This is a genomic window from Streptomyces sp. NPDC031379 (assembly GCF_055569615.1).
Window position 1 is genome coordinate 13,810 of sequence record NZ_JBVIIT010000011.1, and the last position, 24,058, is coordinate 37,867.

Sequence of the window (24,058 nt, forward strand, 5' to 3'; positions counted from 1 at the left end):
GGACAAGCCGTGCCAAGGGGGAGCTGGCTGGATTGCTGGCGGGTCATTTAAGCACCCCGGAATCGATCGCGAAAGGGACGACGGAACTAGATATTCCGTTGCCCATGGCCGATTAAAACTTCACCCAAGGCGGCAGGGATGTTTGGGCGTCGGCGGCCCTCTTCGTCGGAAATGTTGCGATGCAGGTTCTGGTAAATCTCCGGCCTGCGTGTGTTCGCCATGTGTTGGCTTTGTGCTGCCTCCGCAACGCGAGCCCGCTCCTTTTTGACCGTGTGTGGTCGATTTTCGGCCGGGAGGGTGGGGGTTCGTGATGCGTGCGTCGTACAGACGCGGCTTCGTCGTAGCGGTCTCCGGTGTGTTGCTGTCAGGACTCATGTCCGCTCCGGCGTTCGCCGCGGCCGTCGCCGTGGCCAAGCCGAAGGACGAGACCGTCAGCGTGCCTGCGCACAAGGGCGCTGACGCGCCCGGTCAGCAGGCGGAGCCGACCATGACCAAGGCGCCGAAGGTTTCCTGGCCGAAGGGGGTGACGGCCCGGGTCGACCTCTCGCAGGCCAAGCCGGGCGCCGCCAAGGCCGTGACCCCGGCCGGCGCCGTCCTCGACGCCAGGGCCGGCAGCGCGGCGGCGAAGTCCGCCGTGGTGTCGGTGCAGACCCCGACGGCCGCCCAGGTCCGTGCCGCGGGACAGCCTCCGCAGTCCGCGTTCGCGCGCGGGCAGAAGGCCGCCAAGGACGCCCTCGCCCAGGGCGGGGGACTCGCCGTCTCCCCGTCCGCCGCCGCTCCCGCCGACGTGGACGTGCAGGTCCTCGACCGCGCGAAGATCAAGGCGATCGGCGGCGTCGGCATGGCGCTGCGCCTGACCCGCAAGGACGGAAAGCCCGCTCCCGGGCCGGTCGGTGTCACCCTCGACTACTCCGCCTTCAAGAACGCCTACGGCGGCGACTTCGCCTCCCGGCTGCGCCTGGTCCAGATGCCCGCGTGCGCGCTCACCACGCCGAAGAAGCGCGGCTGCTCGCCGGACACCCGCCGCTACCTCCCGGTCCACAACGACGTGAAGACCGGCACGCTGACGTCGACGGTGTACGCCGACGCCGACCCCGCGACGACGACCGCGTCCGCCACCCCGAAGCTCGGCACCGCCATGATGGCGGCGGCCACCACCTCGACGGTGACCGCGGTGACGACCGGCTCCTCGTCGGAGACCGGTGACTACCGGGCCTCCACGCTCAGCCCGAGCGGCAAGTGGGACGTCTCGACCGGTTCCGGGGCGTTCACCTACGACCTGCCGATCACCGTGCCGAAGGCGCCGTTCGGCGCGACCCCGGACCTGTCGCTCTCCTACAACTCCCAGTCGGTCGACGGCCGCACCTCCGCGACCAACAACCAGGCCTCTTGGGCGGGCATCGGCTGGGACCTGAACGTCGGCTACATCGAGCGGAAGTACCGGAACTGCTCGCAGGACGTCAACAACACGGTCGGCGACATGTGCTGGCAGTCGCCCAACCACAGCCTGGAGCCGGACGGCGCCGAGTACACCATCAGCCTCAACGGCGTCGACTCGGCCCTCATCCAGGACGGCAACGGCACCGGCTCCTACCACGTGCAGGACGACCCGGGCTGGCGCGTGCAGCACCTCACCGGCGGCCACGGCTCCGACGACGAGTACTGGGTGATCTCCTCCCAGGACGGCATGCGCTACTACTTCGGCTGGGGCCGCAGCGAGCGCGACGACTCCGCCACCCACTCCGTGCTGACCGTCCCGGTGGCCGGCGACGACGAGGGCGAGCCCTGCCACGCCACGTTCCCCGAGCCCTGCACCCAGGCCTGGCGCTGGAACCTGGACCGCGTCGTCGACCCCAACGAGGTCGAGAACGCCTACTTCTACGACAAGGACACGAACTACTACCGCTCGGTCATCAACACCGACAAGGCGCGCGTGTACGACCGGGCCGGCTACCTGGCGAGGATCGAGTACGGCTGGGCCGCCCAGATCCCCGGGGCGAAGCTGCCCGCCAAGGTCGAGCTGTCGCACGTGGGCCGGTGCGTGGAGCGGATGAGCTACGACGACCCGCTGGGCACGGAGCCCCCGGCCTGCCCGGCCCTGTCGGAGAAGCCCGCCTCCTACCCGGACGTCCCCACCGACCTGATCTGCCGCGGACCCGCGAACGGCGAGGACTGCGCGGGCAAGACGTACTACCCCACGTTCTTCACCACCGACATGCTGTGGGACATCAAGACGTACGTCAGCAACGACGGCGGTACGACGTGGGACCCCGCGATGCAGTACCAGATGAAGTACGGCCTGCCCGATCCCTCCGGTTCCGTGGGCAAGACCCTCTGGCTCGACTACGTCCAGCGCAAGGGCTACGGCGACGGCCCCGACCTGCGCCTGCCCACCATCAACTTCAACGGTGAGTGGCTCGACAACCAGGTCGGCAAGTCCACCCTCAACTTCCGCCGCGTCACCAAGGTCTACGGCGACCTGGGCTCGGTCACCAGCGTCACCTACGGCCAGCCGGACGCCTGCGACATCAACAGCCTGCCCAGCGAGGCGTCCAACACCAAGGACTGCTTCTGGCAGAAGTGGACGCCCGAGGGCGACTCGGGCCCGACGACCGGCTGGTTCAAGAAGTACCTGGTCACCGAGGTCTCGGAGGACCCCGGCGTCGGAAAGGGCGCCAACAGCGACGGTGACCCGGTCATGACGACCCGGTACGAGTACCACGGTGGCGCCGGCTGGCGGTTCACCAACGACCCGCTGAGCCCGGACGCCGACGAGACCTGGTCCGACTGGCGCGGCTACCCGCAGGTCGAGGTCTTCACCGGGACCAAGAGCAACGCCGCCTCCACCTACTACTGGCTCTACCGGGGCCTGGACGGCGACCGCACCTCCAAGACGGACAGCTCCGCCACCCGCAGCGTCCAGGTCACCGACGGCTACGGCGACGCCTGGACGGACTCGGCCTGGCTGGCCGGGCGGACCCTGGAGAGTTCCGAACGCGACGGCGACGGCAACTCGCACCAGCGCGTCCGCAAGGAGTACTGGGTCCACGACACCGCCCAGTACGAAGGCCTGCCCGACGCCCGCTTCGTCCGCGAGAGCAAGACCACGACCGACGACCTGGTCTCCACCGGCTGGCGCCAGCACGTGGTCAAGGACGAGTACGACGACACCGAGGCCGCCAGCACCGTCTACGGCCTGCCCATGCGCACCAACGACTGGGGCCAGGTCAGCACCGACGACAACCGGTGCACCACGTACGGCCGCGCGTACAACACCTCGACCTTCCCGGACTCCGACGTCAAGCGCTGGATGGTCTTCCAGGACGAGGAGCGCCACTACGCCGCCGACTGCGCCGACCGCACCTCGGCCAACCAGGACTCCTACAAGGTGACGCTGTACGACGGGGCGACCTCGGTCGCGGACAACGACACCAAGCTGACCGACGCCAACGCCACCGAGCAGGACGTCTACACGGACGCCACCGCGGCGAACGCCCGGAAGACCCGCACGGACTACGACGGCGCGGGCCGCGTCGTCGCCACCTACGACGGCAAGAACCAGAAGACCACCACGACCTACTCGCCGAACACGACCTGGCCGACCGACGGCGTCACGGTGACCACACCCGACCCGGACGACAACAGTCCGGCCGCCAACGGCCCGGCCACGCCGCAGTCCACCACCACCTGGTCCTCGCGCCTGTGGGGAACGCCGTACCGCATCCTCGACGCCAACGGCCACACCACGCGGATCGTCCTCGACTCCGTGGGCCGCACCAGCCAGGTCTTCAAGGCGACGGAGATCGGCAACTACCCCAGCGGCAACCCGTCGATGCAGTTCGCCTACGACATCCCGACCGGAACCAACACCGACGGCGTGCCCGACACGGTGACCGGCCCGGCCAGGGTGACCACCGGCGTGCTGCAGTCCGGCACCACGTACGTCAATTCCTACCTGTACCTCGACGGCCTGGGCCGCACCCGCGAGACCCAGACGACGGCGCCGGACGGCACCGGCCGTGACGTGGTCTCCACCCGTTACGACACGTCGGGCAACGTCACGGGCACCTCCGCGACGTTCTACAACTCCGGTAAGGCCGGCGTCGACGGCATGGTCCTGCCCACCGTGGCCGACCTGCCCTCCTACACCGACCCGGTCATCGACTGGGCCGGCCGCACCACGGAGACCCAGACCCTGGTCAACGGAGTCGCGCAGGCGTCGGGCCACACCCACACGTACTACTTCGGCGACTACACCACCACGGTCCCCGCCACCGGTGAGCGCACCGACACCTACACGGACGTCTTCGGACAGACCACGAAGACCGTCCAGCACGGCCCGATCGGGGCGGTCACCACGTCGTACGTGTACACGCGCAGCGGCAAGCTGAAGACGATCACGGACACCAAGGGGAACGTCAGCACCTACGGCTACAACTGGGCCGGTGACCGGACCTCGGTCACCGATCCCGACGCCGGATCGTCGTCGACCACGTACGACGAGAACGGCAAGGTGAGCACCAGCACCAGCAACGGCACGACGCTGACGTACGGGTACGACCACCTCCAGCGGCAGAAGAGCCTCTCGCAGACGACCGCCCAGGGCAGCACCCTCCTGTCGCAGTGGGACTACGACTCCGCCACCGGCGGTGTGGGCCTGCCGGCCAGGTCGACGACGTATGTGAACGGCAAGGCCTACACCCAGGCCGTCAGCAGCTACGACGCGCGCGGTCGTGCCGAGAGCAAGACCTACACCGTCCCCGACGACGGGTCCGGTCTCGCCGGTACCTACAAGTTCGACTACGGCTACGACCTCGCCGACCACCTGACGTCGGTCACCTACCCCAAGGTGGGCGACCTGGCGGTCGGACAGCTGCCCGCGGAGACCGTCACCACCACCTACACCGACCAGGGACTGCCGTCCAAGGTCTCCTCGACGCTCGCCACCTACCAGTCGAACATCGGCTTCGACCGCCTGGGCCGACTCAACGGCCGCGCCTACGGCACGAGCGGCGGCACGGACGCCACGGCGAACCGCGCCTACGCCTACGACGACACCAACGGCAGCGGCGCGCTGTTCAACGTCAAGACCACCGTGACGACCGGCAGCACCACCAAGACCGCGCAGGACGACACCTACACGCGCGATCTCGGCGGCCAGATCACCGGTATCACGGACGCCGTGGCCAAGCAGAGCGAGTGCTACACGTACGACGAGCTGAACCGGCTCACCCACGGGTGGACCACCGAGGCCACCGACGGCTGCTCGGGCGCGGCCACACCGGACCTGAGCAGCAGCCTCGACCCCTACGACCAGGCGTACACCTACGACGACCTCGGCAACCTGATGTCCGTCAAGGACACGACGGCCACCGGTTCGACGACGAAGAAGTACACCTACCCCGGTTACAGCGCCGACGGCTCCACGTACACCGCCGGCAAGGCCCATCCGCACGCGGTGACCCAGGCAGGGTCCGACAGCTTCACCTACAACGCGTCGGGCCAGATGGACACCCGCACGGTGAACGGCGTCCCGTCGTCGATCGCCTGGAACGCCCAGAACCGGGTCGGCAGCATCACCCAGCACAAGCAGGGCGGCGACGAGGTCTCGACCTACGTCTACGACACCGACGGCAACGTCCTGCTGCGCACCTCGCCGGCGGAGAACGTCCTGTACCTCGACGGCCAGGAACTGCACAAGACCAACGGCACCGGTGAGGGGGTCAAGGCGACGCGTCTGTACAGCGCCGCCGGCACCACCGTCGCCATGCGCCAGGGCGACGGCTCGGCGAACGGCAAGCTGACCTGGCTGATGAACGACGCGCAGGCGTCCACGGCCCTGCTGATCGGCATGGGCGGTGCGGTCACCCGGCGCCGCTACACACCGTTCGGCAAGGAGCGCAACCCGGGCAGCGGAGACCTGCCGGCCGGCCTCGACCGCGGATTCCTCGGCAAGCCGGAGGACGACAGCACGTCCTTGACCATCCTCGGCGCCCGGATGTACGACCCGTCACTGGGCCGGTTCATCAGCCCGGACGAACTGAACGACCAGACCGATCCACAGAACCTGTCCGCCTACAGCTACGCCGACAACAACCCCGTCCTGTACAGCGACCCCTCGGGCCTGGGCCTCGCCTGCGGTGGCAACGACCCGGCCTGCCCGAAGCACAACCACGACGGCACCATCAAGACGACCAAGACCAAGCACCACGCTTCGAAGGGCAGCAAGAAGGTCAAGGGCCTCGGAACGGTCGACAACAAGACGTACCAGTGGCTGACCGACTCCAAGAACGGGCTGGGCTACAAGCCGTCGTACGGCAGCTGGGACCACTTCCTGGCCGTGAAGATCGACCCCGACAAGCTGCAGCTGGCCCGGGAGTTCAAGGGCTGCGTGGACAAGGGGGCGGAGGCCTCCGAATGCCGGGATACGGTCACCGCCTCGAGCGGCGGCATCGCCGGATGGGCACACGACCACGCCGACACACTCGACAGCATCAACACCGGCGCGATGGAGGTGTCGGAGATCCTCATGGCCGCGGCCGTCGGCTGTGAAGCGGGCAGCGCCGGCGTCGCCACACCCGTGTGCGCCGGCCTGGCCGTGGGTGCCGGGGCCGCCGCCCTGGTCGGAGTCGTCGCTCGTGTCGGGCTGGTGGCGGACGCCTGCGGCAACGAGGGGACGCACGCCTGTCTCAACCAGCTGGGCGGGCTGGCGCTCGACGGCATAGTGTTCACCGGCGTCGGCGGACTGGCGGCCAAGGAGCTGCCCACCGTGGGCCGAACGGTGGCGACCAAGGTCCGAGGGGCCTGGGACACCGTGTCGAGCTGGTTCTAGGGTCAGGGGGGGGGGGGGGGCCCCCCCCCCCCCCCCCCCCCCCCCCCCCCCCCCCCCCCCCCCCCGCCCGTCTCCGCCCGCATACGACGAAACACCGAACAAGGATGGTGAGAAGGCGTGGCACGCACCGTGGCACCCCTGGGCAGGTGGCGTGCGAAGACCTTGTTCTGGGCTTCCGCGGCGCTCGTCTGGGCCGCTCTGTGCGGGGAGCTGGCCCGGGAGGTGGCCGGGCGGGAGCACTGGCGGATCTACCCCTTCCTGATGCTGGCGGTCATGGGACTGGTGCCGGTGTGGCGCCTGGCTCTGGCCCCCACGGTGCGCGTGGTGGAGGAGGGCCTGCTCGTCCGTAACAGGTTCCGCACGTGGCACATCGGCTGGCCGGACATCGAGCGCCTCACCTGGGAGTGGGGTGAGGGGCCCCGGCTCGTGCTGCGCGACGGCAGCAGGGTCAGACTGGACGCCTACGCGGGATGGCCGGCGGGCGGCCGCAAGCAGCGGGTGATCGAGACCATCGAGGCGGGCCGCCGGCGCGGCCCGGACCCGGGCACCTCCGGCACCTCGTCCAAGGCGGCCTGGGGCGTCGCCGAAGGCGTTCTGGTTCTCGCGATCGTCGTGACCTTCGCGGTACTCCTGACAGCGTGAGCACATCTTCCCGGACCGTCGCCCCGGTGAGGCCGCCCGGCGTCCCCGCCCGGCCGGTACACCTCCGTCCGCGCACCGGACCGGCGAGCACGGACGGCTCCCCGTCGCGTACATTGCGTTCCGGACAGCCCACCGTGGCAGACGTTCGTGAAGGGACCGCAGGTGGCAAGGGCAAGGCAGGCCGTGAGTGAGGCCCGCAGGATCGTCGTCAAGGTGGGGTCCTCCTCCCTGACCACCGCCGCGGGCGGCCTCGACGCCGACCGCGTCGACGCGCTCGTCGACGTCCTCGCCAAGATCCGCAGCGGAGGAGAGCGGGAGATCGTCCTGGTCTCCTCCGGCGCCATCGCCGCCGGTCTCGCCCCGCTGGGCCTGCGCCGCCGCCCCAAGGACCTCGCCCGGCAGCAGGCCGCCGCCAGCGTCGGCCAGGGACTGCTCGTCGCCCGCTACACCGCCTCCTTCGCCCGCTACGGCGTCCGCGTCGGCCAGGTGCTGCTGACCAGCGACGATATGAGCCGCCGCGCCCACCACCGCAACGCCTCCCGCACCCTCGACAAGCTGCTCGCGATGGGCGCCTTCCCGATCGTCAACGAGAACGACACCGTCGCCACCGACGAGATCCGCTTCGGCGACAACGACCGCCTCGCCGCCCTCGTCGCCCACCTCGTCCACGCCGACCTGCTGGTCCTGCTCTCCGACATCGACGGCGTCTACGACGGCGACCCCAGCAAGCCCGGCACCTCCCGGATAGCGGAGGTGAAGGGCCCCGGCGACCTCGCCGGTGTCGAGATCGGCAGCGCGGGCAAGGCCGGCGTCGGCACCGGTGGCATGGTCACCAAGGTCGAGGCCGCCCGCATCGCGGCCGCCGCCGGTATCCCGGTGGTGCTGACCAGTGCCGTCCACGCCGCCGAGGCGCTCGCCGGCGGCGACACCGGCACCTACTTCCACCCCACCGGCAAGCGCTCCGCCGACCGGCTCCTGTGGCTCCAGCACGCCTCCACCCCGCAGGGCGCGCTGATCCTGGACGACGGGGCGGTGGACGCGGTCGTCAAGGGCCGCAAGTCGCTGCTGCCCGCCGGAATCGCCGCCGTGGAGGGCGAGTTCAGCGCCGGCGACCCGGTCGAGCTACGGGACGCGACGGGCCACGCGGTGGCCCGGGGACTCGTCAACTTCGACGCCAAGGAGATCCCCCTGCTGATCGGGCGTTCGACCCGCGAGCTGGCTCGCGACCTGGGCCCGGCGTACGAACGCGAGGTCGTACACAGGGACGACCTGGTGCTCCTGCACGCGTGACGTTCGTAGAACCGCTCGTAAAGCGGGGCGTAAGGACCGCCCCCGGTGGGGGACGTTCCGTAAAACCACCACGCGGAGCCCTGCGGCCTGCTCAACTTTGTCTCGGGGACATGTTGAAGGGACACGTTCCGTCAAGAGGCCGTGCGAGCGTTAAGGAGGCCGTCGTGAGACGAGTGCGCCCTGGGGCGGCGTCCCGCGGTGCTCTGACGAGCGTCGCGGCCGGGGACACCTACGAGGAGCCCAAGGACCTGCCCCGGCTGTGGCATGTCACCCTCAGCGTCTCCGGCGAGGACGTCCCGCTCCCGGAACTGCGCAGAGCCCTGGAGCAGCTCGCCCACGACCACCCCTTCCTGCTGACCAGCAGATACGCGACCGACCACGCGGAGATCCGCTACTGGGAAGAGGCCCGCGACCTGCACGACGCCGCAGCCGTGGCGCTGCGCCTGTGGGGCGAGCACCGGCAGACCTCCGGACTGCCCGCCTGGGAGATCGTCGGCCTGGAGGTCATCGACCGGGAGACCTACCACCAGCGCATAGCCGCGGGGTACGGTCCGGCCCCCGCCACCCCCGTCGGCGTCCACCCCTTCTGACCCCGATAGGTTCGGCCGGACGCATGTGGATCATGCGTCCAGCCGAACCCACCGCCACACAAGGGGGACCATGGAGCAGCAGCACACCATCGGACGCCGGGGAATCCTGCGGGCCGCGGGCGGTCTGGGGATCGCCGCGCTCGGCGTCGGGGCCGCGTCGGGCACCGCGTCCGCCGCCATCGCCGCCTCGCCGCGCTTCGACCTCACCGCGCCGTCCTACGACCTGTTCCGCGGCCGGCGCCTGCACGACGACACCGTCCAGCAGGGCTTCGCCTTCGACAGCGTCAACAAGCGCCTGTTCGTCGCGCAGCGACGCAACGGCAGCGGCGAGAAGTCCGGCGACCTCTGCATCACCGAGCTGGACCTCAAGGGCAACTACGTCTCCGCCATGCACCTGAAGGGCTTCGGCCACGGCGTGTCCTTCGGCGTCGAGCCGCGCGGCCGTGACAGCTGGCTGTGGACGGAGGTGGACGCGAACGAGAACGGTTACGGCACCCGGCTCGGCCGCTTCAAGTTCGTGCGGGGCGGCTCGCTCTCCCACACCTCCTCCGCGATCAAGAAGTACCGCCCGGTCGCGAGCGCCACGGAGTTCACCTGCTCCCTCGACCACGTGCACGGCATCATGCTCGTCCGCCACCACAAGAACGGCGCCAAGCACCTCGCCGCCTACCGGATGAGCCAGGCGACCGCCGGCGACTTCAGCAATCCGCTGACGTCCGTCAAGCAGCCCTCGATCCCGGGCACCCCGCAGGGGTACACCTCCTACGGCCGCTACATGTACTACCTGACGGGCAACTCCTACTCCGCCGACAACCCCCGGCCCGGTAACGCCCGCCTCACCTGCGTCGACCTGAACACGGGCGCCGTCAAGCAGGGACCCGTCCTCACCAAGGCGGGCGAGAGCCTCTCCTTCCGCGAGCCGGAAGGCCTGGCCGTCTACCGCACGGACTCGGGCCAGGCCCGCCTCTTCCTCGGCTTCGCCTCCGGCACCGGGGGCGACCGACGCTCCAACCTCTTCTACAAGAAGACCCTGGTCTGACCACCAGGTGAGGCCGGAAGGCCCTGGCCCGGCCGCCGGGTGAGAGCCGAAGGCCCCGGTCCGGCCGCCGGGTGAGGCCGGGGCCGCCGGTCACGCCCCCGGGCCTGTGCTCCCGGGGGCGCGCCGTCTCGGCTTCCGGGACGGTTGCCGCGCACCGTCTCCGGGCGCACTACCCTGCGGGTATGACCTCGCTCTCGCCCTACGACTCGATGTCCCCGGTCACCCAGGCCGCCTACCGGTCCAAGGCCGCCGCCGCCGACCTCGCGCCGCTGCCGCGTGCCGTCAAGGACGACGCGCTGCTCGCCATCGCCGACGCCCTGGAGGTCCGGACCGCCGAGATCGTCGAGGCCAACGCCAAGGACGTGGCCAAGGCCCGGGAGAACGGCACCAGCGAGGCCATCGTCGACCGGCTCACCCTCACCCCCGAGCGGGTCCGCGCCATCGCCTCCGACGTCCGCGACGTCGCGAAGCTGCCCGACCCGGTCGGCGAGGTCGTCCGCGGCTCCACCCTCCCCAACGGCATCGACCTGCGCCAGGTCCGCGTCCCGCTCGGCGTCGTCGGCATCATCTACGAGGCCCGCCCCAACGTCACCGTCGACGCCGCCGCCCTCTGCCTGAAGTCCGGCAACGCCGTCCTGCTGCGCGGGTCCGCCTCCGCCTACGAGTCCAACACCGCCCTCGTCCGGGTGATCCGCGACGCCGTCGGCGGCGCCGGGCTGCCCGCCGACGCCGTCCAGCTGGTGCCCGGCGAGAGCCGCGAGTCCGTGCGCGAGCTGATGCGCGCCCGCGGCCTCGTCGACGTCCTCATCCCGCGCGGCGGCGCCTCCCTCATCCGGACCGTGGTGAACGAGTCGACCGTCCCCGTCATCGAGACCGGCACCGGCAACTGCCACGTCTACGTCGACGCCCAGGCCGACATCGACATGGCGATCCAGATCCTGATCAACTCCAAGGCCCAGCGGGTCAGCGTCTGCAACGCCGCCGAGACCCTCCTGGTCCACCAGGACATCGCTCCCGAGTTCCTGCCGCGCGCCCTGGACGCCCTCGCCGAGGCCGGCGTCACCGTCCACGCCGACGAGCGGGTCATGGCCTACGCCAAGGACTCCGAGGCCACCGTGGTCGAGGCGACCCCCGAGGACTGGGAGACCGAATACCTCTCCCACGACATCGCCGCCGCCGTCGTCGACTCCCTGGACCGGGCCGTCGAGCACATCCGGCTGTGGACGTCCGGGCACACCGAGGCGATCGTCACCACCTCCCAGCAGGCCGCCCGCCGCTTCACCCAGCTGGTCGACTCCACCACCGTCGCCGTCAACGCCTCCACCCGCTTCACCGACGGCGGCCAGTTCGGCTTCGGCGCGGAGATCGGCATCTCCACCCAGAAGCTGCACGCCCGCGGCCCGATGGGCCTGCCGGAGCTGACCAGCACGAAGTACATCGTCACCGGCGACGGCCACATCCGCCGCTGACGTCCACCCCGCCGCCGAGGTTCACCCTTTCGGCCGCGCACCGGGTCGCCCCCGGGTGCGTCACGGCGGCGGCCGAAAGGCGTCGCATCAAGCGGATGAATTTCCATACCGTCTGCCCAAATTGACCCCCCAGGTCTACTCTGGATTCCGTGCCGGAGGACGTGGGGGGCACGCCGTTCCCGGACGGCTGGGAGCCCGACGACGACCACGACCACGGGGTGTCGGACGAAGAGTTCGCCTCCGTGGTCTTCGACGAGGCCTTCGTTCAGGCGGCCACGGTCCATGAGCCGACCGCCGTCGAACGCCTCCTGGCCGCCGCGCAGGCCAGAGCCGAGGCCTCCGAGGCCGAGGCCCGCCGCGCCCACGCCCGAGGCGACCGCTACGACGACGCCTACAGCCCCGAGGGGACCGGATTCGGTCAAGATCGGGACGACGACGAACTCGACGACGCCTACCTCCTCGGCGACCACCACGGCCCCTTCGGCGCCTACGGCAAGCAGGCCCGCTGGCACCGCCCCGTAGCCTGGGTGCTCGCCGTCGTGATGGGCATCGGCATGGTCGCCCTGGCCTTCGCCGCGGTCTACCGGGGAGCCTCCTCGGGCACCCGCGACCGGGTGCCCGCACCCGCCTCGACCGGCCTGGAACAGGGCAGCGCGGCCGCTCCCTCCGTCTCCGCCGACTACTCCCAGCCGGCCGCCTCGGCCAGCCCGCGCACCCCCTGAACGCGGGTGCCCGCACCGCGTGAGAACCTGTCAGAACTTGTCGTACAGCAGGGCGTTTACCCGAGGCTCGCGAGACCTACTCTGAAAGTATGGGCGGGCCTGGAGACCCACCGGAGGGGACACCCGAGGGCGGCCCCGGCGGTGCAGAGGACGAGTACCGATCCGTCGTGTTCGACGAGTCGTTCGTCCGTGCTGCCCGCCTCCAGGAGTACTCGGCCGAGGAGCGGATGGCCGATCACGCCCACGCCGTACGCCGTCGCCCGCCCCGGCACCGCGGACTCACCCGGCAACTGCTGATCCTCACCGTGCTGATCGCCATCGCCTTCGCCACCGCGATCTACATGGGTGTCCGCCACCCCTCCGGCTCCCCGCAGGGCCGGCGGCCCGCCGAGCCACTGCGGATGACGGTCATCCCGCTCGCCCCGCAGGGCAAGGTGCCCGGTGCCGCCGACGCCGAGACCCTGTACGCGCACAGCCGCGCCGCCCAGTTCGAGATCGGCGCCGAGGGCGTACCGCTGCCGGCCTCCCACAGCACCGCCCACTTCTCCGGCAGCCAGGTGGTGGCCGCGCTCACCACCGTCAAGGACTACATCGTCCGCTCCTCGCTCGACCCCGAGGTACTGACCGGCCGCCAGGCCGGCCCCGCCCGGACCTTGCTCGACCCCGACCAGCTCGACCAGTTCGACCAGAGCTTCGACCGTCCGGCCGCGGACGGCCGGCACGCCACCACCGGCTGGCTGGTCCGCCTCGACCCCTCCCGGGCCCAGCTGGCCGACCACAGGATCCGCGCACAGGGCAGCCTGCAGGCCGCCGAGAGCGACTCGGCCACCCTGGAGATCACCGCCGACCACACCTTCGTCTACGCCCTGCGTCCCACCGGCGCCGTCGGCGCACCCGTGTCCCTCTTCACGGTCCGCCGCCAGGTGACCTTCCGCTTCCACCGCGACGACCTGCGCACCCACCAGGTCCAGCTCGTCACGTCCTACGTCCAGGCGGGCCCTTTGTCCTGCGCCGAGGACTCCAGCGCCTACCTCCGCCCCCTCCTGGCCGGCCAGACGGCCAAGGCGGGCGGCCCCGCCGGCACCAACCCCTACGAGACGGACAACACCCCCGCCCTGTGCGGCACGCTGTCCACCGCAGCCGAGCCGGAGGTGTGAGCGGCGCCAGGGCGAGAGCGCGGTGCCAAGCCACGAGCGGTGCCAAGACATCTCAGGGGGCGAGGAAGTCAAGCTGAGACGTGAGCGGTGCCGAGCCCCGCGCGGTGCCAGGGGGAGACGTGAGCGGTACCGGACGGCACGGGCGCGCGGTGGCTACTCCTGGTCCCCGCGCGGAGCGTCCGCGGAACCCTCGCCGGCCGGCGGCGGGCTCCTGAAGCCGTCGAAGCCGCGCCGGACCCGGCCGCCCAGGTCGCCCGCACCGCCCGCGAGGTCCGTGACCAGCTTCATCAGCGGGTCCTTGGAACCCTTCACATCGCTGGCGTAGCTGGCCGCGGACTCCCGGAAGGAGTCGCTGACGGAGGTGTCCTTGTCCTCGCTGCGTCGCGGGTAGTGGCCGTCCATGATCCGCTGGTAGTCCCGGGACTCGGCCCACTTCTTCAGCTCCGCGGCCCGCACGGTGGTGAACGGGTGCGAGCGGGGCAGCACGTTCAGGATCTTCAGCACCGAGTCGCGCAGGTCGCCCCCGGAGTCGTACTCCTCGGCCTGCTCCAGGAACGCGTCCACGTTCATCTCGTGCAGGTGGTTGCCGCCCGCGATCTTCATCAGGCCCCGCATCGAGGCCCGGACGTCCTGGCCCACCAGCAGACCCGCCCGGTCGGCGGACAGCTCCGACTTGCGGAACCACTCCCTGAGCGCCGTGACGATCGCCATGATCGCCAGGTTGCCCAGCGGGATCCAGGCGACCTTCAGGACGAGGCTCGTCAGGAACAGCAGGATCGTGCGGTACACGGAGTGCCCGGACAGCGCGTGCCCCACCTCGTGCCCGACGACCGCCCGCATCTCCTCCTCGTCCAGCAGCTCGACGAGCCCGGTCGTGACCACGATGATCGGCTCGTCCAGGCCGATGCACATCGCGTTCGGCTGCGGGTCCTGCGTGACGTACATCGGCGGGACCTTCTCCAGGTCCAGGATGTAACAGGCGTCCAGCAGCATGTCGTGCAGATGCGAGAACTGCCGCTCGGAGACCCGCACCGAGTCGGACAGGAACAGCAGCCTCAGGCTCCGCTCCGGCAGCAGCCCGCTGAGCGCCTTGAAGACGGTGTCGAACCCGCTCAGCTTGCGCAGCGCGACCAGTGCCGACCGGTCGGCCGGGTGTTCGTACGCCCGCGAGGAGATCCCCGGGAAGCGTGTGCGCTGCCTGCTGGGCACGCGCTCGCGCCCGGTCCGCTGGTCGCCGTCGTCGGACATGTCTTCCCCCATGTGCGTGTGAGTGCCCTGTGCCCCCGAGGCGGGGCCCAGCCTAGGCGGAGATACCGTGGACGGGCAGTACAGCCGAAGGAGTCCACGTCATGGAGCACCACCCCCCAGCCACCTGGCTGACCGAGGCCGCCGCGAGCGCCGTCCAGCAGCACGGGGCGGGGAATCTGCTCCGCATCGTCCTCATCGTGATGGTCCTGGGCTGTGTGCTGACCGCCTGGTTCCTGCTGCGCGGCTACAAGCGGAAGGACGACTGACAGGCGTCGAAGGTTCCCCGCCGGCAGGCGGTGGACGTTCCCGCCGCGGGCGCCCCGGGGCGGCCGCCCGTCACCAACGGCGGAGTCGGCGTGATCGCCGCGCGGCCGCCCGCTTACGATGAGCCGACATCTTTATCCCGCCCACACGCGATAGGTCCTGCCGAAGATGAGCTTCCACAGCGCCGCAGCCCAGTTGGTCACCCTTGCCGCCGAGGGCGAGGAGCACGGCGGAAACCACAACAGCCTCAACCCGGCCGTCACCGGCGGCGGTGCCCTGATCATCCTGCTCCTGCTGCTGTGGATCACCACGCGCTTCAACCGCGACCGCTGAGCCGGGAGCCCGTCCCCGGCCGGACGTCCGAGGCCGGGCCGGTAGGGTCTGCACGCATGGGAGAGCAGGACATGCCTACCGGTCCGGTGCACGAGAGCGCCGACGACATGGTGGAACACCCGCAGTACGGGCCGGGCAACGGACCCGCCCACACGGGCAAGCGGCGCCTCGGCGTCATGGGCGGAACGTTCGACCCGATCCACCACGGGCACCTCGTGGCGGCCAGCGAGGTCGCCGCGCAGTTCCAGCTGGACGAGGTGGTGTTCGTGCCCACCGGCCAGCCGTGGCAGAAGTCCCACCGCAAGGTCTCCCCGGCCGAGGACCGCTACCTGATGACGGTCATCGCGACCGCCGAGAACCCCCAGTTCTCCGTCAGCCGCATCGACATCGACCGCGGCGGCCCCACCTACACCGTGGACACCCTGCGCGACCTGCGCGCCCTCAACCCCGACACCGACCTGTTCTTCATCACCGGCGCCGACGCCCTCGCCCAGCTGCTGACCTGGCGCGACTCGAAGGAGCTGTTCTCCCTCGCGCACTTCATCGGCGTCACCCGCCCCGGGCACCACCTGACCGACCCGGGCCTGCCGGAGGGCGGCGTCTCGCTCGTCGAGGTGCCGGCGCTCGCCATCTCCTCCACAGACTGCCGTGCGAGAGTCGCCAAGGGGGACCCCATCTGGTACATGGTGCCGGACGGAGTCGTGCGCTACATCGACAAGCGCGAGCTGTACCGCGGCGAGTGAGCCGAGAGGGGCACCGGTGAACGACCGATACGACGCGGGGGACGGCAGCTACGGCGCCGGCCCGTACGAAGTCGTGGGCTACGACGAGTACGGCCGGCCCGTGTACCAGCAGGTCCCGGCCCAGCAGGCCCCGCACACGTCCTACGACCCCTACGCCCAGCAGCAGGGCGGCTACGGCTACGACCCGTACGCCACCGGCCAGCAGCCACCGGCGTCCTCCTACGGCTCCGCCCAACAGCCGCCCGCCTACGACCCCTACGGCTCCCGGGCCCCGTACGACCCCTACGGCACCGGCGCCCACGACACCGCCTCCTACGACCCCTACGGGCAGGCGGCGAGCAGCGGGCAGCAGCCCCGGGTCGCCGAGCAGACCGCCTACATCCCGCAGCAGGCCGGCCCGGCGGAGGACACGCACGCCCCGGAGCAGCCCGAGCGGCACAGCGCACCGGACGAACCGGACTACCGCACCGAGCAGTTCGCGTTCGTCGAGGAGCCGGACGGCGACTCCGAGGACGTCATCGACTGGCTGAAGTTCACCGAGAACCGCACCGAGCGCCGCGAGGAGGCCCGCCGCCGGGCCCGCAGCCGGATCATCGCCCTCCTCGTCGTCCTCGCCCTCGTCGCCGTCGGCGGCGTCGGCTATCTCTGGTACGCCGGAAAGCTGCCCGGTCTCTCCTCCTCCGCCGCCGGGACCGGCACCGCCACGCCCGTCACCGCCCAGAAACGCGACGTGATCGTCGTCCACCTGCACAACACCGGCAAGGGCGGCACCTCGACGGTCCTGCTGGTCGACAACACCACCACCAAGCGGGGCACCACCGTGCTGCTGCCCAACTCCCTCGCGCTGTCCGGGGACGACGGCTCCACCACCACCCTCGCCAAGTCGGTCGACGGCGACGGCTCCTCCGGCACCCGCGACCAGCTGGACACCGTCCTCGGCACCGACATCCAGGGCACCTGGCGCCTCGACACCCCCTACCTGCAGAACCTCGTCGATCTGGTCGGCAACATCGACATCGACACCAACACCGACGTGCCGGATCCGGACGCCAAGAAGAAGGGCACCGCGCCCCTCGTCCACCGGGGCAGCGACCAGACCCTCAGCGGCAAGACGGCCGTCGCCTACGCCACCTACCGTGCCGCCGGCGAGTCCCAGACCGCCCAGCTGGAGCGCTTCGGCCAGGTCATGCAGGGCGTCCTGCGCAAGATGTCCTCCGAACCGTCCTCGGCCACCACCACCGTCCAGACCCTCGCGCAGATCCTCGACCCGTCGCTCACCGACAAGGACCTCGGCACCTTCCTCGCCAAGCTCGCCGACCTCGCCAAGAGCGGCGACTACAAGACCGCCATGCTGCCCGTGCAGGCCGACGGCACGCTGAGCGCCACGACCAGCGACAGCGTGGTGAAGGACATCCTGGGCGGCACCGCCAAGAGCCCCGACGCCGGCTCCGCGGTCCGGGTCTCCGTCCAGAACGCCACGGGCGTGAAGGACGACTCGGAGAAGGCCCGCGTGGTGCTCCTCAACGGCGGCTTCACCTTCCGGGAGGGAGGCACCGCCTCCGGCACCCAGGCCGCCTCCAAGGTGATCTACTCGGACGCCTCCCACAAGGCCGACGCCGCCGAGGTCGCCAAGACCCTCGGCCTGCCCGCCGGCTCCGTGACGAAGGGCACCGTCTCCTCCGGCGCCGACGTCTCGGTCGTCCTCGGCGCCGACTACGAGCCCGCCGCCTCCTGACGACGGGGCCGACGACGCCCGGGGCACCTCACGCGATGCCGTAATCACGTGGGGTGCCCACGGCGGTCCGTGAGACCCTTGAGGTCCACCTGACCGCCGACGGAAAGCCATGTAGTGACCGCCACCGACCGTTCCCTTGAGCTCATCAACACCGCCGCCCAGGCGGCGGCCGACAAGCTCGCCCACGACGTCATCGCCTACGACGTCAGCGACGTGCTGTCGATCACCGACGCCTTCCTGCTGGCGTCCGCCCCGAACGACCGCCAGGTCAGGGCCATCGTCGACGAGATCGAGGAGCGCCTGCTGAAGGAACGCGGCGCCAAGCCGGTACGCCGCGAGGGCGACCGCGAGTCCCGCTGGATCCTGCTCGACTACGTCGACATCGTCGTCCACGTCCAGCACAGCGAGGAGCGCGTCTTCTACGCCCTGGAGCGGCTGTGGAAGGACTGCCCCGAGCTGGAGCTGCCCGCCGACGCCAAGGCCACCCGCGGCAAGGCCGAGGAGCACGCCAAGCTGCAGGCCGCCGAGGGCGACCAGGGGTCGGACGGGGAGTGGTGATGAGCGCCACCGGCGAGGTGACCGACCGCAAGGTGCGGGGCCGCCGCATCATCCTGTGGCGGCACGGCCAGACCTCGTGGAACGTGGAGCGCCGCTTCCAGGGCAGCACGGACGTCGAGCTGACCGAGACCGGCGTCGGCCAGGCCCGCCGCGCCGCCCGGCTGCTCGCCTCCCTGGGGCCCGACGCGATCGTCTCCTCGGATCTGCAGCGTGCCGCGAACACGGCCGCCGAGCTGTCCGCCCTCACCCGTCTCGACGTCACCCGCGAGGAGGGTCTGCGCGAGACCTACGCGGGTGTGTGGCAGGGGCTGACGCACGAGGAGATCATCGCCCGCCACGGCGAGGAGTACGCCGCCTGGAAGCGCGGTGAGCCGGTCCGCCGCGGCGGCGGCGAGCTGGAGACCGAGGTCGCCGACCGCGCCGCTCCCGTCGTGCTGCGGCACGCCGAGAAGCTGCCGGAGGACGGCACTCTCGTCGTCGTCAGCCACGGCGGCACCATCCGCACCACCATCGGCCGACTCCTCGGCCTGGAGCCCCGGCACTGGGAGAGTCTCGGCGGCCTCTCCAACTGCTGCTGGTCCGTGCTCGGCGAGGGCGCCCGCGGCTGGCGCCTGCTCGAGCACAACGCGGGCACCCTCCCGGAGCCCGTCCTCGGCGACGACGACTGAGCGTCCCGAGGCCCCGGGACCCCGGATTTCACTTTCCGGCAGGTCACAGGCTAAAGTTCTTCTTGTTCGCCCCGCCGAGCGGGAAGAACACCAGGGGCTATAGCTCAGTTGGTAGAGCGCCTGCATGGCATGCAGGAGGTCAGGAGTTCAATTCTCCTTAGCTCCACTGATCGACACTCTGTTGGGTTGTCAAAGATCGGTGATGAAGATCCCGTCTCCTTCAGGGGGGCGGGATCTTCTGCGTTCAGGCGCTGATCATCTCGTCGGCCTCCCGGTCCCTCGGCGGCCACAACGGCTGTCGGCGCTCCCTCAGCATCGCGATCTTCCGGCGTGCCTCGTCGTCCGCCGGTGTGTAGACCACGATCCGGCACTCGGGCATCCCGTCGACGGACAGCGACTGCGAGGTCATCCGCATCTCGCCCACCGCCTCATGCCGGAAGGTCTTCACCCGGGGCCCCGGAGGCGTCACCTCGCCGCTCGCCCACAGTTCGGCGAAGTACGCGCTGGCCGCGCACAGCGCGCGTATGTACTCCTCCCAGGCCGGTTCCCCCACGTGTCTGCCGTACGAGGACCGCAGCGTCGCCACCATCACCGGCAGCTCGTGCTCCCGGTGCACCAGCGGGCAGGTGTCCTCCGGCAGGGTGAACAGGGTCCACAGCACGTTGGGCACTCCGGTCGCGCGGGTCTCGGGCACCACGAACAGATCCCGGTAGCCCCGGTTCGTGGCCAGGACGTCGTACCGCGAGTTGTAGACCACCGCCAGCAGGGGGTCCAGCGCGTCGACGATCGTCTGCACCTCCGGTCCGACCTGCCGGGTCAAGCCCTCCGCGTCCGGCTCGAACGGCACCTCGGCCAGCCGGTACAGGTGCTCCCGCTCCGCGGGGTCGAGCCGCAGGGTGCGCGCGACCGCGTCCAGCACCTGCGGCGAGGCGTTGATCGGCCGGCCCTGCTCCAGCCATGTGTACCAGGTCACGCCCACGCCCGAGAGCTGGGCGACCTCCTCCCGGCGCAGCCCGGGAGTGCGCCGTCGCAGCCCGGGCGGCATCCCCACCTCGGCCGGTGTCACCCGCGCACGCCGGCTGCGCAGAAAGGCGGCCAGCTCCGGCCTGCGCCGCTGTGTGCCCGTCGTCCTCGTCACCATCGTCGGTCCCCCGTCGTCCCCGTGTCCATCGTCGGCACCCGGACCCGCGCCTGCCAGGTGCTGGCAGTACCAGCATCGGCGGGCACTCGGCACCGGTACCGAGTCGTCGTCAGGCTCGACGCCATGACGACGACATCCCGCACCGGGCCGGGCACCGAGCCCTTCCCCGACCCTGCGACCAGTGAAGCATCCGCCACTGACAGTGACGCCCCGGCCGCCGGGAGCCCTGGACCACCCGTCACCGGCAGCGCCCCGCCGGCATCCGGCGAGGCGCCGGCCATCACGGACAGTGAAGCACCCGCCACTGACAACCGGCGCCGGCCGCTGCTCGCGGTCCTGCTCGCCGCCCAGTTCATGGCGGCCCTGGACGTCTTCATCGTGAACGTCGCGGCCCCCACCATCGGTTCCGAGCTGCACTCCTCCGGCGCCGACCTGCAGCTGGTGATCGCCGGCTACGCCATCACCTACTCCGTGCTGCTGATCACCGGCGCCCGGCTCGGTGACCGGCTCGGCCACGGCCGGGTCCACCTCGCCGGGCTCGCCCTGTTCACCGCGGCCTCGCTCGCCTGCGGTCTGGCGCAGGGGTCGACCGAGCTGATCGTGTTCCGGCTGGTGCAGGGCGCGGGCTCGGCGCTGATGATCCCGCAGGTGCTCAGCCTGATCCAGCGCACCTTCACCGGCGAGGCACGGACCCGGGCGCTCGGCGCCTACTCGGCGGTCCTCGCCGTCGGCGCCGCGGCCGGGCAGGTCGTCGGCGGGCTGCTGGTCAGCGCCGATCTCCTCGGCACCGGCTGGCGGCCGGTGTTCCTGGTCAACGTGCCGGTGGGCGCCGTTCTGCTGGTGCTGGGCAGGCGGGTCCTGCCCCTGGGCGGGGCGGCCGGGAAGGAACGAGCCCGGCCGCTCGACCTGCCGGGACTCCTGCTGCTCGGCGCGGCCGTGTCGCTGCTGACGGTGCCGCTGGTGCTCGGGCAGGAGGAGGACTGGCCGGCGTGGGCCTGGCTGTCGCTGGCCGGAGCCGTGGTGCTGTTCGCGTTGTTCTGCGGGTACGAGTCCCGGCTGGCCCGGCGCGGCGGTGCCCCGCTGATCGCGCCCCGGGTGCTGCACCATCCCGGCATCGGCCTGGCCGTCCTGCGCATCCTCGCCGTGATGGCGGTCAACGCCGGTTTCCTCTTCGCGCTGACGCTGCACGTCCAGGGCGGCCTGGGCTACAGCGCGCTGCGGGCCGGACTGAGCTTCGCGCCGACCGCGGCCGTCTTCGGCACCGTCAGCCTGACCTGGCGGAAGTGGCCCGCGGCCTGGCAGCGGGCGCTCACTTCGGCCGGGTTCGCGCTGACCGCGGTGTCCGTCGCGGTGGTGGGGCTCGCCCTCCACGGCGGCGGCGACGGGGGAGCGGCCCTGTACGCCGGCTACGCGGGGCTGGGCGCCGGGCTCGCGCTCGCCTTCAGCCCGACGCTGACCGGCGCGCTGGCCACCGTACGGCCTCAGGACGCGGCGGACGCCAGCGGTCTGCTGGCGACCGTCACCCAGCTCGGTCAGCTGCTCGGCGTGGCGTCTTTCGGCACACTGTTCCTGAACCGGCTTGAGTCACTCGGGGCCCCGTCGTCGTATAGCTCTGCGCAGGCGTTCTCGGTGTGTGCCTGGGCGCTGGCCACAACGGCCGTGGTCGGAGCCTTGGCCGGACTGGTACTGAGGCGTCGCTGACCGTATTGGTCCGGCCGTGGCAGAATCAAACGGCCGGAAGGGGGCGCGGCCCGACGGGAGGGAGTAGCGATGCCTGCGAGCATCCTTGAGGAGGTCGGCCACCTCCTCGGTGCGGCGTTGATGCGGGATACGACCACCCGGCTCAGCTGCCCTTCCTGTGGTTCCGCGCGCGTGGCCCAAGTGCTCGGCGACAACGGCGGAATCTCCTACGTGTGCACGGCCTGCGGCCACAGCTGGAGCTGATCGATGGGTGCACACAGGCGAAAGTGCGACTGGTGCGGCAGCGGTACGCCGATCGTCCGTGACATGGAGCCGATCAATCCCGACTACCAGTACTGGTGCGAGGAATGCGCGCGGGCGCTGATCATAAAAGGCGACCCGATCGAGACGTATCGGGAATTGGAGGGCGAGCCGATCTACGGCCGTCTCCTCGAGGAGCACTGCACGCTCAAGAGGTTCTATTCCTTCGTCACGGCTTGACGCGGGACCACCTCGGGACCGGGCCGCGGCAACGATGTCCATGCCAGCACGAGGAAGAGCGCACCGGCTCCTCCGTAGAGGGCCGACAACGTCAACTCCACGCCTCCCTGGCGCAGTTCCGGTCGTCCGGCGCCGTGGGGCACCCACCACGGCACGTACGAGCAGAACACCAGCAGCGAACCCAGGGCCGCCGCCCTGTGTCCGTGCGCCCACAGCAGCAGGACCAGTGGCACGCACCACACCCAGTGGTGCGTCCAGGACACCGGGCTGATCAGCAGTGCGGTGACCGCGCAGGCGCACACCGCCCAGGCCCGCCGTCCGCGCAACTCCGCCGCCACGGCCGCCGCCAGGCCCAGGGCGGCCACCACGGCCCCCAGAGCGGCCCAGAGCGCTCCCGGGTCCGGCGTGTGCAGGAGACGGGCCAGAACGCCGCGCAGGGCCTGATTGGCGGTCTCCTCGGCGTGCCCGACCCGGCTCGTCCGGAAGACCATGTCCGTCCAGAACCGCCATGAGTCGTACGGCAGGACGGCCGCCGCCAGCAGCGTCGCCCCGGCGAACGCGCCGGCCGCCCCCCGCGCGTGCCGCAGCCAGGGGCCTGCGTCCCTGCCGCCGAGCCGGGCCGCGACGCCCGTGACGAGCAGGAACGCCGGGAACAGCGCGGGCGTCAGCTTCATCGCGGCGGCCAGCCCCAGCCCCACCCCGGCCCAGCGGTCGGGGCGGCGGCACAGGTCCCACAGCACCAGGACGGCCAGCAGCAGGTTGACCTGGCCGTAGCGCAGGGTCGTCCACACCGGTTCGCACCACACGGCCGGCGCCGCGACCCACCAGGCGGTCTCCGCGCGCGCGTGGCCGACGAGTTTCAGCGACAGCCGCACGAACACCACCAGCAGCGCGAGGTTGCCGGCCGTCGCCAGCGCGCGCAGGGGGGCGATGTCCAGCAGCGACAGCGGTGTGAACAGCAGGGCCGCGAACGGCGGATAGGTGGTGGGCAGGTGCGCGGCAGTCGCCCGCAGCGCGTAGAGGTCGCCGCCGGCGCGCACGGTGGCGCCCTCGGCCCGGTAGACCGACAGGTCGATCATCGACACCTGCGCGGCCCGCTGCGCGACCCAGAAGGCCGTGAACGACACCAGGCACACGCCCACGGCGACCGATGTCCGGCGGCGGGCTGCTGACGACGCGATCACGGCCACGAAAGCAGACATTAGCGGCCGTATCGGCGCGAACCTGAAATCGATTTGGCGCCAGGTCCACGGGCCTGTAATGTTTACGTCGTCGCCAGGGGAACCGGGCGAAACAACAGAACAAGGGGCTATAGCTCAGTTGGTAGAGCGCCTGCATGGCATGCAGGAGGTCAGGAGTTCAATTCTCCTTAGCTCCACAGAAGTCGAAGGCGGATCATCCCACGGATGGTCCGCCTTCGGCGTGTTCCGGCACCGAACGACCCGT

At 70.9% G+C, this 24,058-nt stretch carries 20 protein-coding genes and 2 tRNA genes; 19 read left to right on the plus strand and 3 right to left on the minus strand.

The genetic code is table 11. The features are described from left to right. The first annotated feature begins 373 nt into the window (after positions 1–373). From ACZ5CW_RS17480 to ACZ5CW_RS17515, 8 genes are all read left to right on the plus strand, one after another. Positions 374–6,832 carry an RHS repeat domain-containing protein gene (locus ACZ5CW_RS17480; protein WP_468602111.1) on the plus strand — a complete coding sequence of 2,153 codons (6,459 nt, stop codon included), beginning with the start codon at positions 374–376 and terminating at the stop codon, positions 6,830–6,832. Between the two features lie 117 nt (positions 6,833–6,949). Further along, positions 6,950–7,474 carry a hypothetical protein gene (locus tag ACZ5CW_RS17485; RefSeq protein ID WP_468602113.1) on the plus strand — a complete coding sequence of 175 codons (525 nt, stop codon included), beginning with the start codon at positions 6,950–6,952 and terminating at the stop codon, positions 7,472–7,474. Between the two features lie 183 nt (positions 7,475–7,657). Beyond that, a complete protein-coding gene (proB, locus tag ACZ5CW_RS17490; RefSeq protein ID WP_468602115.1) occupies positions 7,658–8,764 on the plus strand; it encodes a glutamate 5-kinase in 1,107 nt (368 codons plus the stop codon). A 164-nt stretch (positions 8,765–8,928) separates the two neighbouring features. After that, positions 8,929–9,354, plus strand: a complete 426-nt coding sequence (locus tag ACZ5CW_RS17495; protein WP_468602117.1) for a hypothetical protein — start codon at positions 8,929–8,931, stop codon at positions 9,352–9,354. 70 nt (positions 9,355–9,424) lie between these two features. Then, the gene (locus ACZ5CW_RS17500) at positions 9,425–10,393 is read left to right on the plus strand and encodes a phage baseplate protein (RefSeq protein ID WP_468602119.1); all 969 of its coding nucleotides are present in this window, start codon (positions 9,425–9,427) and stop codon (positions 10,391–10,393) included. A gap of 182 nt (positions 10,394–10,575) precedes the next feature. Next, positions 10,576–11,862, plus strand: coding sequence for a glutamate-5-semialdehyde dehydrogenase (locus tag ACZ5CW_RS17505; RefSeq protein ID WP_468602121.1), 1,287 nt, complete (start codon positions 10,576–10,578; stop codon positions 11,860–11,862). Positions 11,863–12,011: 149 nt separating this feature from the next. Continuing rightward, positions 12,012–12,584, plus strand: coding sequence for an SCO2584 family spore wall biosynthesis protein (locus ACZ5CW_RS17510; protein ID WP_468602123.1), 573 nt, complete (start codon positions 12,012–12,014; stop codon positions 12,582–12,584). Between the two features lie 89 nt (positions 12,585–12,673). Beyond that, complete coding sequence (locus tag ACZ5CW_RS17515) at positions 12,674–13,741, plus strand: SCO2583 family membrane protein (RefSeq protein WP_468602125.1); 1,068 nt, start codon at positions 12,674–12,676, stop codon at positions 13,739–13,741. Between the two features lie 153 nt (positions 13,742–13,894). On the opposite strand, the gene ACZ5CW_RS17520 is transcribed toward ACZ5CW_RS17515, so the two are convergent. Next, positions 13,895–14,989: a M48 family metallopeptidase gene (locus ACZ5CW_RS17520; RefSeq protein ID WP_468602127.1), complete on the minus strand. Its 1,095-nt coding sequence runs from the start codon at positions 14,987–14,989 to the stop codon at positions 13,895–13,897. Positions 14,990–15,090: 101 nt separating this feature from the next. Here ACZ5CW_RS17520 and ACZ5CW_RS17525 point away from each other — a divergent pair, with 101 nt between their 5' ends. The 7 genes from ACZ5CW_RS17525 to ACZ5CW_RS17555 all read left to right on the plus strand — a co-directional run bounded on the left by ACZ5CW_RS17525 (position 15,091) and on the right by ACZ5CW_RS17555 (position 19,456). Further along, a complete protein-coding gene (locus tag ACZ5CW_RS17525; RefSeq protein WP_468602129.1) occupies positions 15,091–15,255 on the plus strand; it encodes a hypothetical protein in 165 nt (54 codons plus the stop codon). Positions 15,256–15,421: 166 nt separating this feature from the next. Continuing rightward, the gene (locus ACZ5CW_RS17530) at positions 15,422–15,586 is read left to right on the plus strand and encodes a hypothetical protein (protein WP_190013708.1); all 165 of its coding nucleotides are present in this window, start codon (positions 15,422–15,424) and stop codon (positions 15,584–15,586) included. Between the two features lie 56 nt (positions 15,587–15,642). Further along, positions 15,643–16,329 (plus strand): nicotinate-nucleotide adenylyltransferase, encoded by a 687-nt coding sequence (gene nadD / locus ACZ5CW_RS17535; protein WP_468602132.1) that lies wholly within the window; start codon positions 15,643–15,645, stop codon positions 16,327–16,329. Between the two features lie 16 nt (positions 16,330–16,345). Then, a complete protein-coding gene (locus tag ACZ5CW_RS17540) occupies positions 16,346–18,064 on the plus strand; it encodes an LCP family protein (RefSeq protein WP_468602134.1) in 1,719 nt (572 codons plus the stop codon). Positions 18,065–18,178: 114 nt separating this feature from the next. After that, complete coding sequence (rsfS, locus tag ACZ5CW_RS17545; RefSeq protein WP_468602136.1) at positions 18,179–18,622, plus strand: ribosome silencing factor; 444 nt, start codon at positions 18,179–18,181, stop codon at positions 18,620–18,622. Further along, positions 18,622–19,290, plus strand: a complete 669-nt coding sequence (locus ACZ5CW_RS17550; RefSeq protein ID WP_468602138.1) for a histidine phosphatase family protein — start codon at positions 18,622–18,624, stop codon at positions 19,288–19,290. The genes rsfS and ACZ5CW_RS17550 overlap by 1 nt, the downstream gene beginning before the upstream one ends. Positions 19,291–19,383: 93 nt before the next feature. Continuing rightward, positions 19,384–19,456, plus strand: a tRNA-Ala gene (locus ACZ5CW_RS17555). 78 nt (positions 19,457–19,534) lie between these two features. Here the strand turns inward: ACZ5CW_RS17555 and ACZ5CW_RS17560 are convergent. Next, the gene (locus ACZ5CW_RS17560) at positions 19,535–20,431 is read right to left on the minus strand and encodes a helix-turn-helix transcriptional regulator (protein WP_468602140.1); all 897 of its coding nucleotides are present in this window, start codon (positions 20,429–20,431) and stop codon (positions 19,535–19,537) included. 336 nt (positions 20,432–20,767) lie between these two features. Between ACZ5CW_RS17560 and ACZ5CW_RS17565 the strand changes: the two genes are divergently transcribed. The 3 genes from ACZ5CW_RS17565 (at position 20,768) to ACZ5CW_RS17575 (ending at position 22,612) form a co-directional block, all read left to right on the plus strand. Beyond that, entirely contained in the window at positions 20,768–22,132 is a 1,365-nt protein-coding gene (locus tag ACZ5CW_RS17565) for an MFS transporter (RefSeq protein WP_468602563.1), read from the plus strand. A 69-nt stretch (positions 22,133–22,201) separates the two neighbouring features. Beyond that, a complete protein-coding gene (locus tag ACZ5CW_RS17570) occupies positions 22,202–22,375 on the plus strand; it encodes a hypothetical protein (protein WP_468602142.1) in 174 nt (57 codons plus the stop codon). 3 nt (positions 22,376–22,378) lie between these two features. Next, positions 22,379–22,612, plus strand: a complete 234-nt coding sequence (locus ACZ5CW_RS17575; protein WP_006136074.1) for a hypothetical protein — start codon at positions 22,379–22,381, stop codon at positions 22,610–22,612. Here ACZ5CW_RS17575 and ACZ5CW_RS17580 read toward each other — a convergent pair. Then, positions 22,591–23,814: a glycosyltransferase 87 family protein gene (locus ACZ5CW_RS17580; protein WP_468602144.1), complete on the minus strand. Its 1,224-nt coding sequence runs from the start codon at positions 23,812–23,814 to the stop codon at positions 22,591–22,593. The two genes, ACZ5CW_RS17575 and ACZ5CW_RS17580, sit on opposite strands and share 22 nt — an antisense overlap. 103 nt (positions 23,815–23,917) lie before the next feature. Between ACZ5CW_RS17580 and ACZ5CW_RS17585 the strand changes: the two genes are divergently transcribed. Continuing rightward, positions 23,918–23,990: transfer RNA gene (locus tag ACZ5CW_RS17585), tRNA-Ala, on the plus strand. The last annotated feature ends 68 nt before the right edge of the window (positions 23,991–24,058 follow it).

What these genes read in the sequence shown, in the direction of transcription:
- ACZ5CW_RS17480 (WP_468602111.1), top strand. Translation starts at nt 374, where the DNA reads ATGTCCGCTCCGGCGTTCGCCGCGGCCGTCGCCGTGGCCAAGCCGAAG.
- ACZ5CW_RS17500 (WP_468602119.1), top strand. Translation starts at nt 9,425, where the DNA reads ATGGAGCAGCAGCACACCATCGGACGCCGGGGAATCCTGCGGGCCGCG.
- ACZ5CW_RS17505 (WP_468602121.1), top strand. Translation starts at nt 10,576, where the DNA reads ATGACCTCGCTCTCGCCCTACGACTCGATGTCCCCGGTCACCCAGGCC.
- ACZ5CW_RS17515 (WP_468602125.1), top strand. Translation starts at nt 12,674, where the DNA reads ATGGGCGGGCCTGGAGACCCACCGGAGGGGACACCCGAGGGCGGCCCC.
- ACZ5CW_RS17520 (WP_468602127.1), bottom strand. Translation starts at nt 14,989, where the DNA reads ATGTCCGACGACGGCGACCAGCGGACCGGGCGCGAGCGCGTGCCCAGC.
- ACZ5CW_RS17525 (WP_468602129.1), top strand. Translation starts at nt 15,091, where the DNA reads ATGGAGCACCACCCCCCAGCCACCTGGCTGACCGAGGCCGCCGCGAGC.
- ACZ5CW_RS17530 (WP_190013708.1), top strand. Translation starts at nt 15,422, where the DNA reads ATGAGCTTCCACAGCGCCGCAGCCCAGTTGGTCACCCTTGCCGCCGAG.
- nadD (WP_468602132.1), top strand. Translation starts at nt 15,643, where the DNA reads ATGGGAGAGCAGGACATGCCTACCGGTCCGGTGCACGAGAGCGCCGAC.
- ACZ5CW_RS17550 (WP_468602138.1), top strand. Translation starts at nt 18,622, where the DNA reads ATGAGCGCCACCGGCGAGGTGACCGACCGCAAGGTGCGGGGCCGCCGC.
- ACZ5CW_RS17560 (WP_468602140.1), bottom strand. Translation starts at nt 20,431, where the DNA reads ATGGTGACGAGGACGACGGGCACACAGCGGCGCAGGCCGGAGCTGGCC.
- ACZ5CW_RS17570 (WP_468602142.1), top strand. Translation starts at nt 22,202, where the DNA reads ATGCCTGCGAGCATCCTTGAGGAGGTCGGCCACCTCCTCGGTGCGGCG.
- ACZ5CW_RS17575 (WP_006136074.1), top strand. Translation starts at nt 22,379, where the DNA reads ATGGGTGCACACAGGCGAAAGTGCGACTGGTGCGGCAGCGGTACGCCG.
- ACZ5CW_RS17580 (WP_468602144.1), bottom strand. Translation starts at nt 23,814, where the DNA reads ATGTCTGCTTTCGTGGCCGTGATCGCGTCGTCAGCAGCCCGCCGCCGG.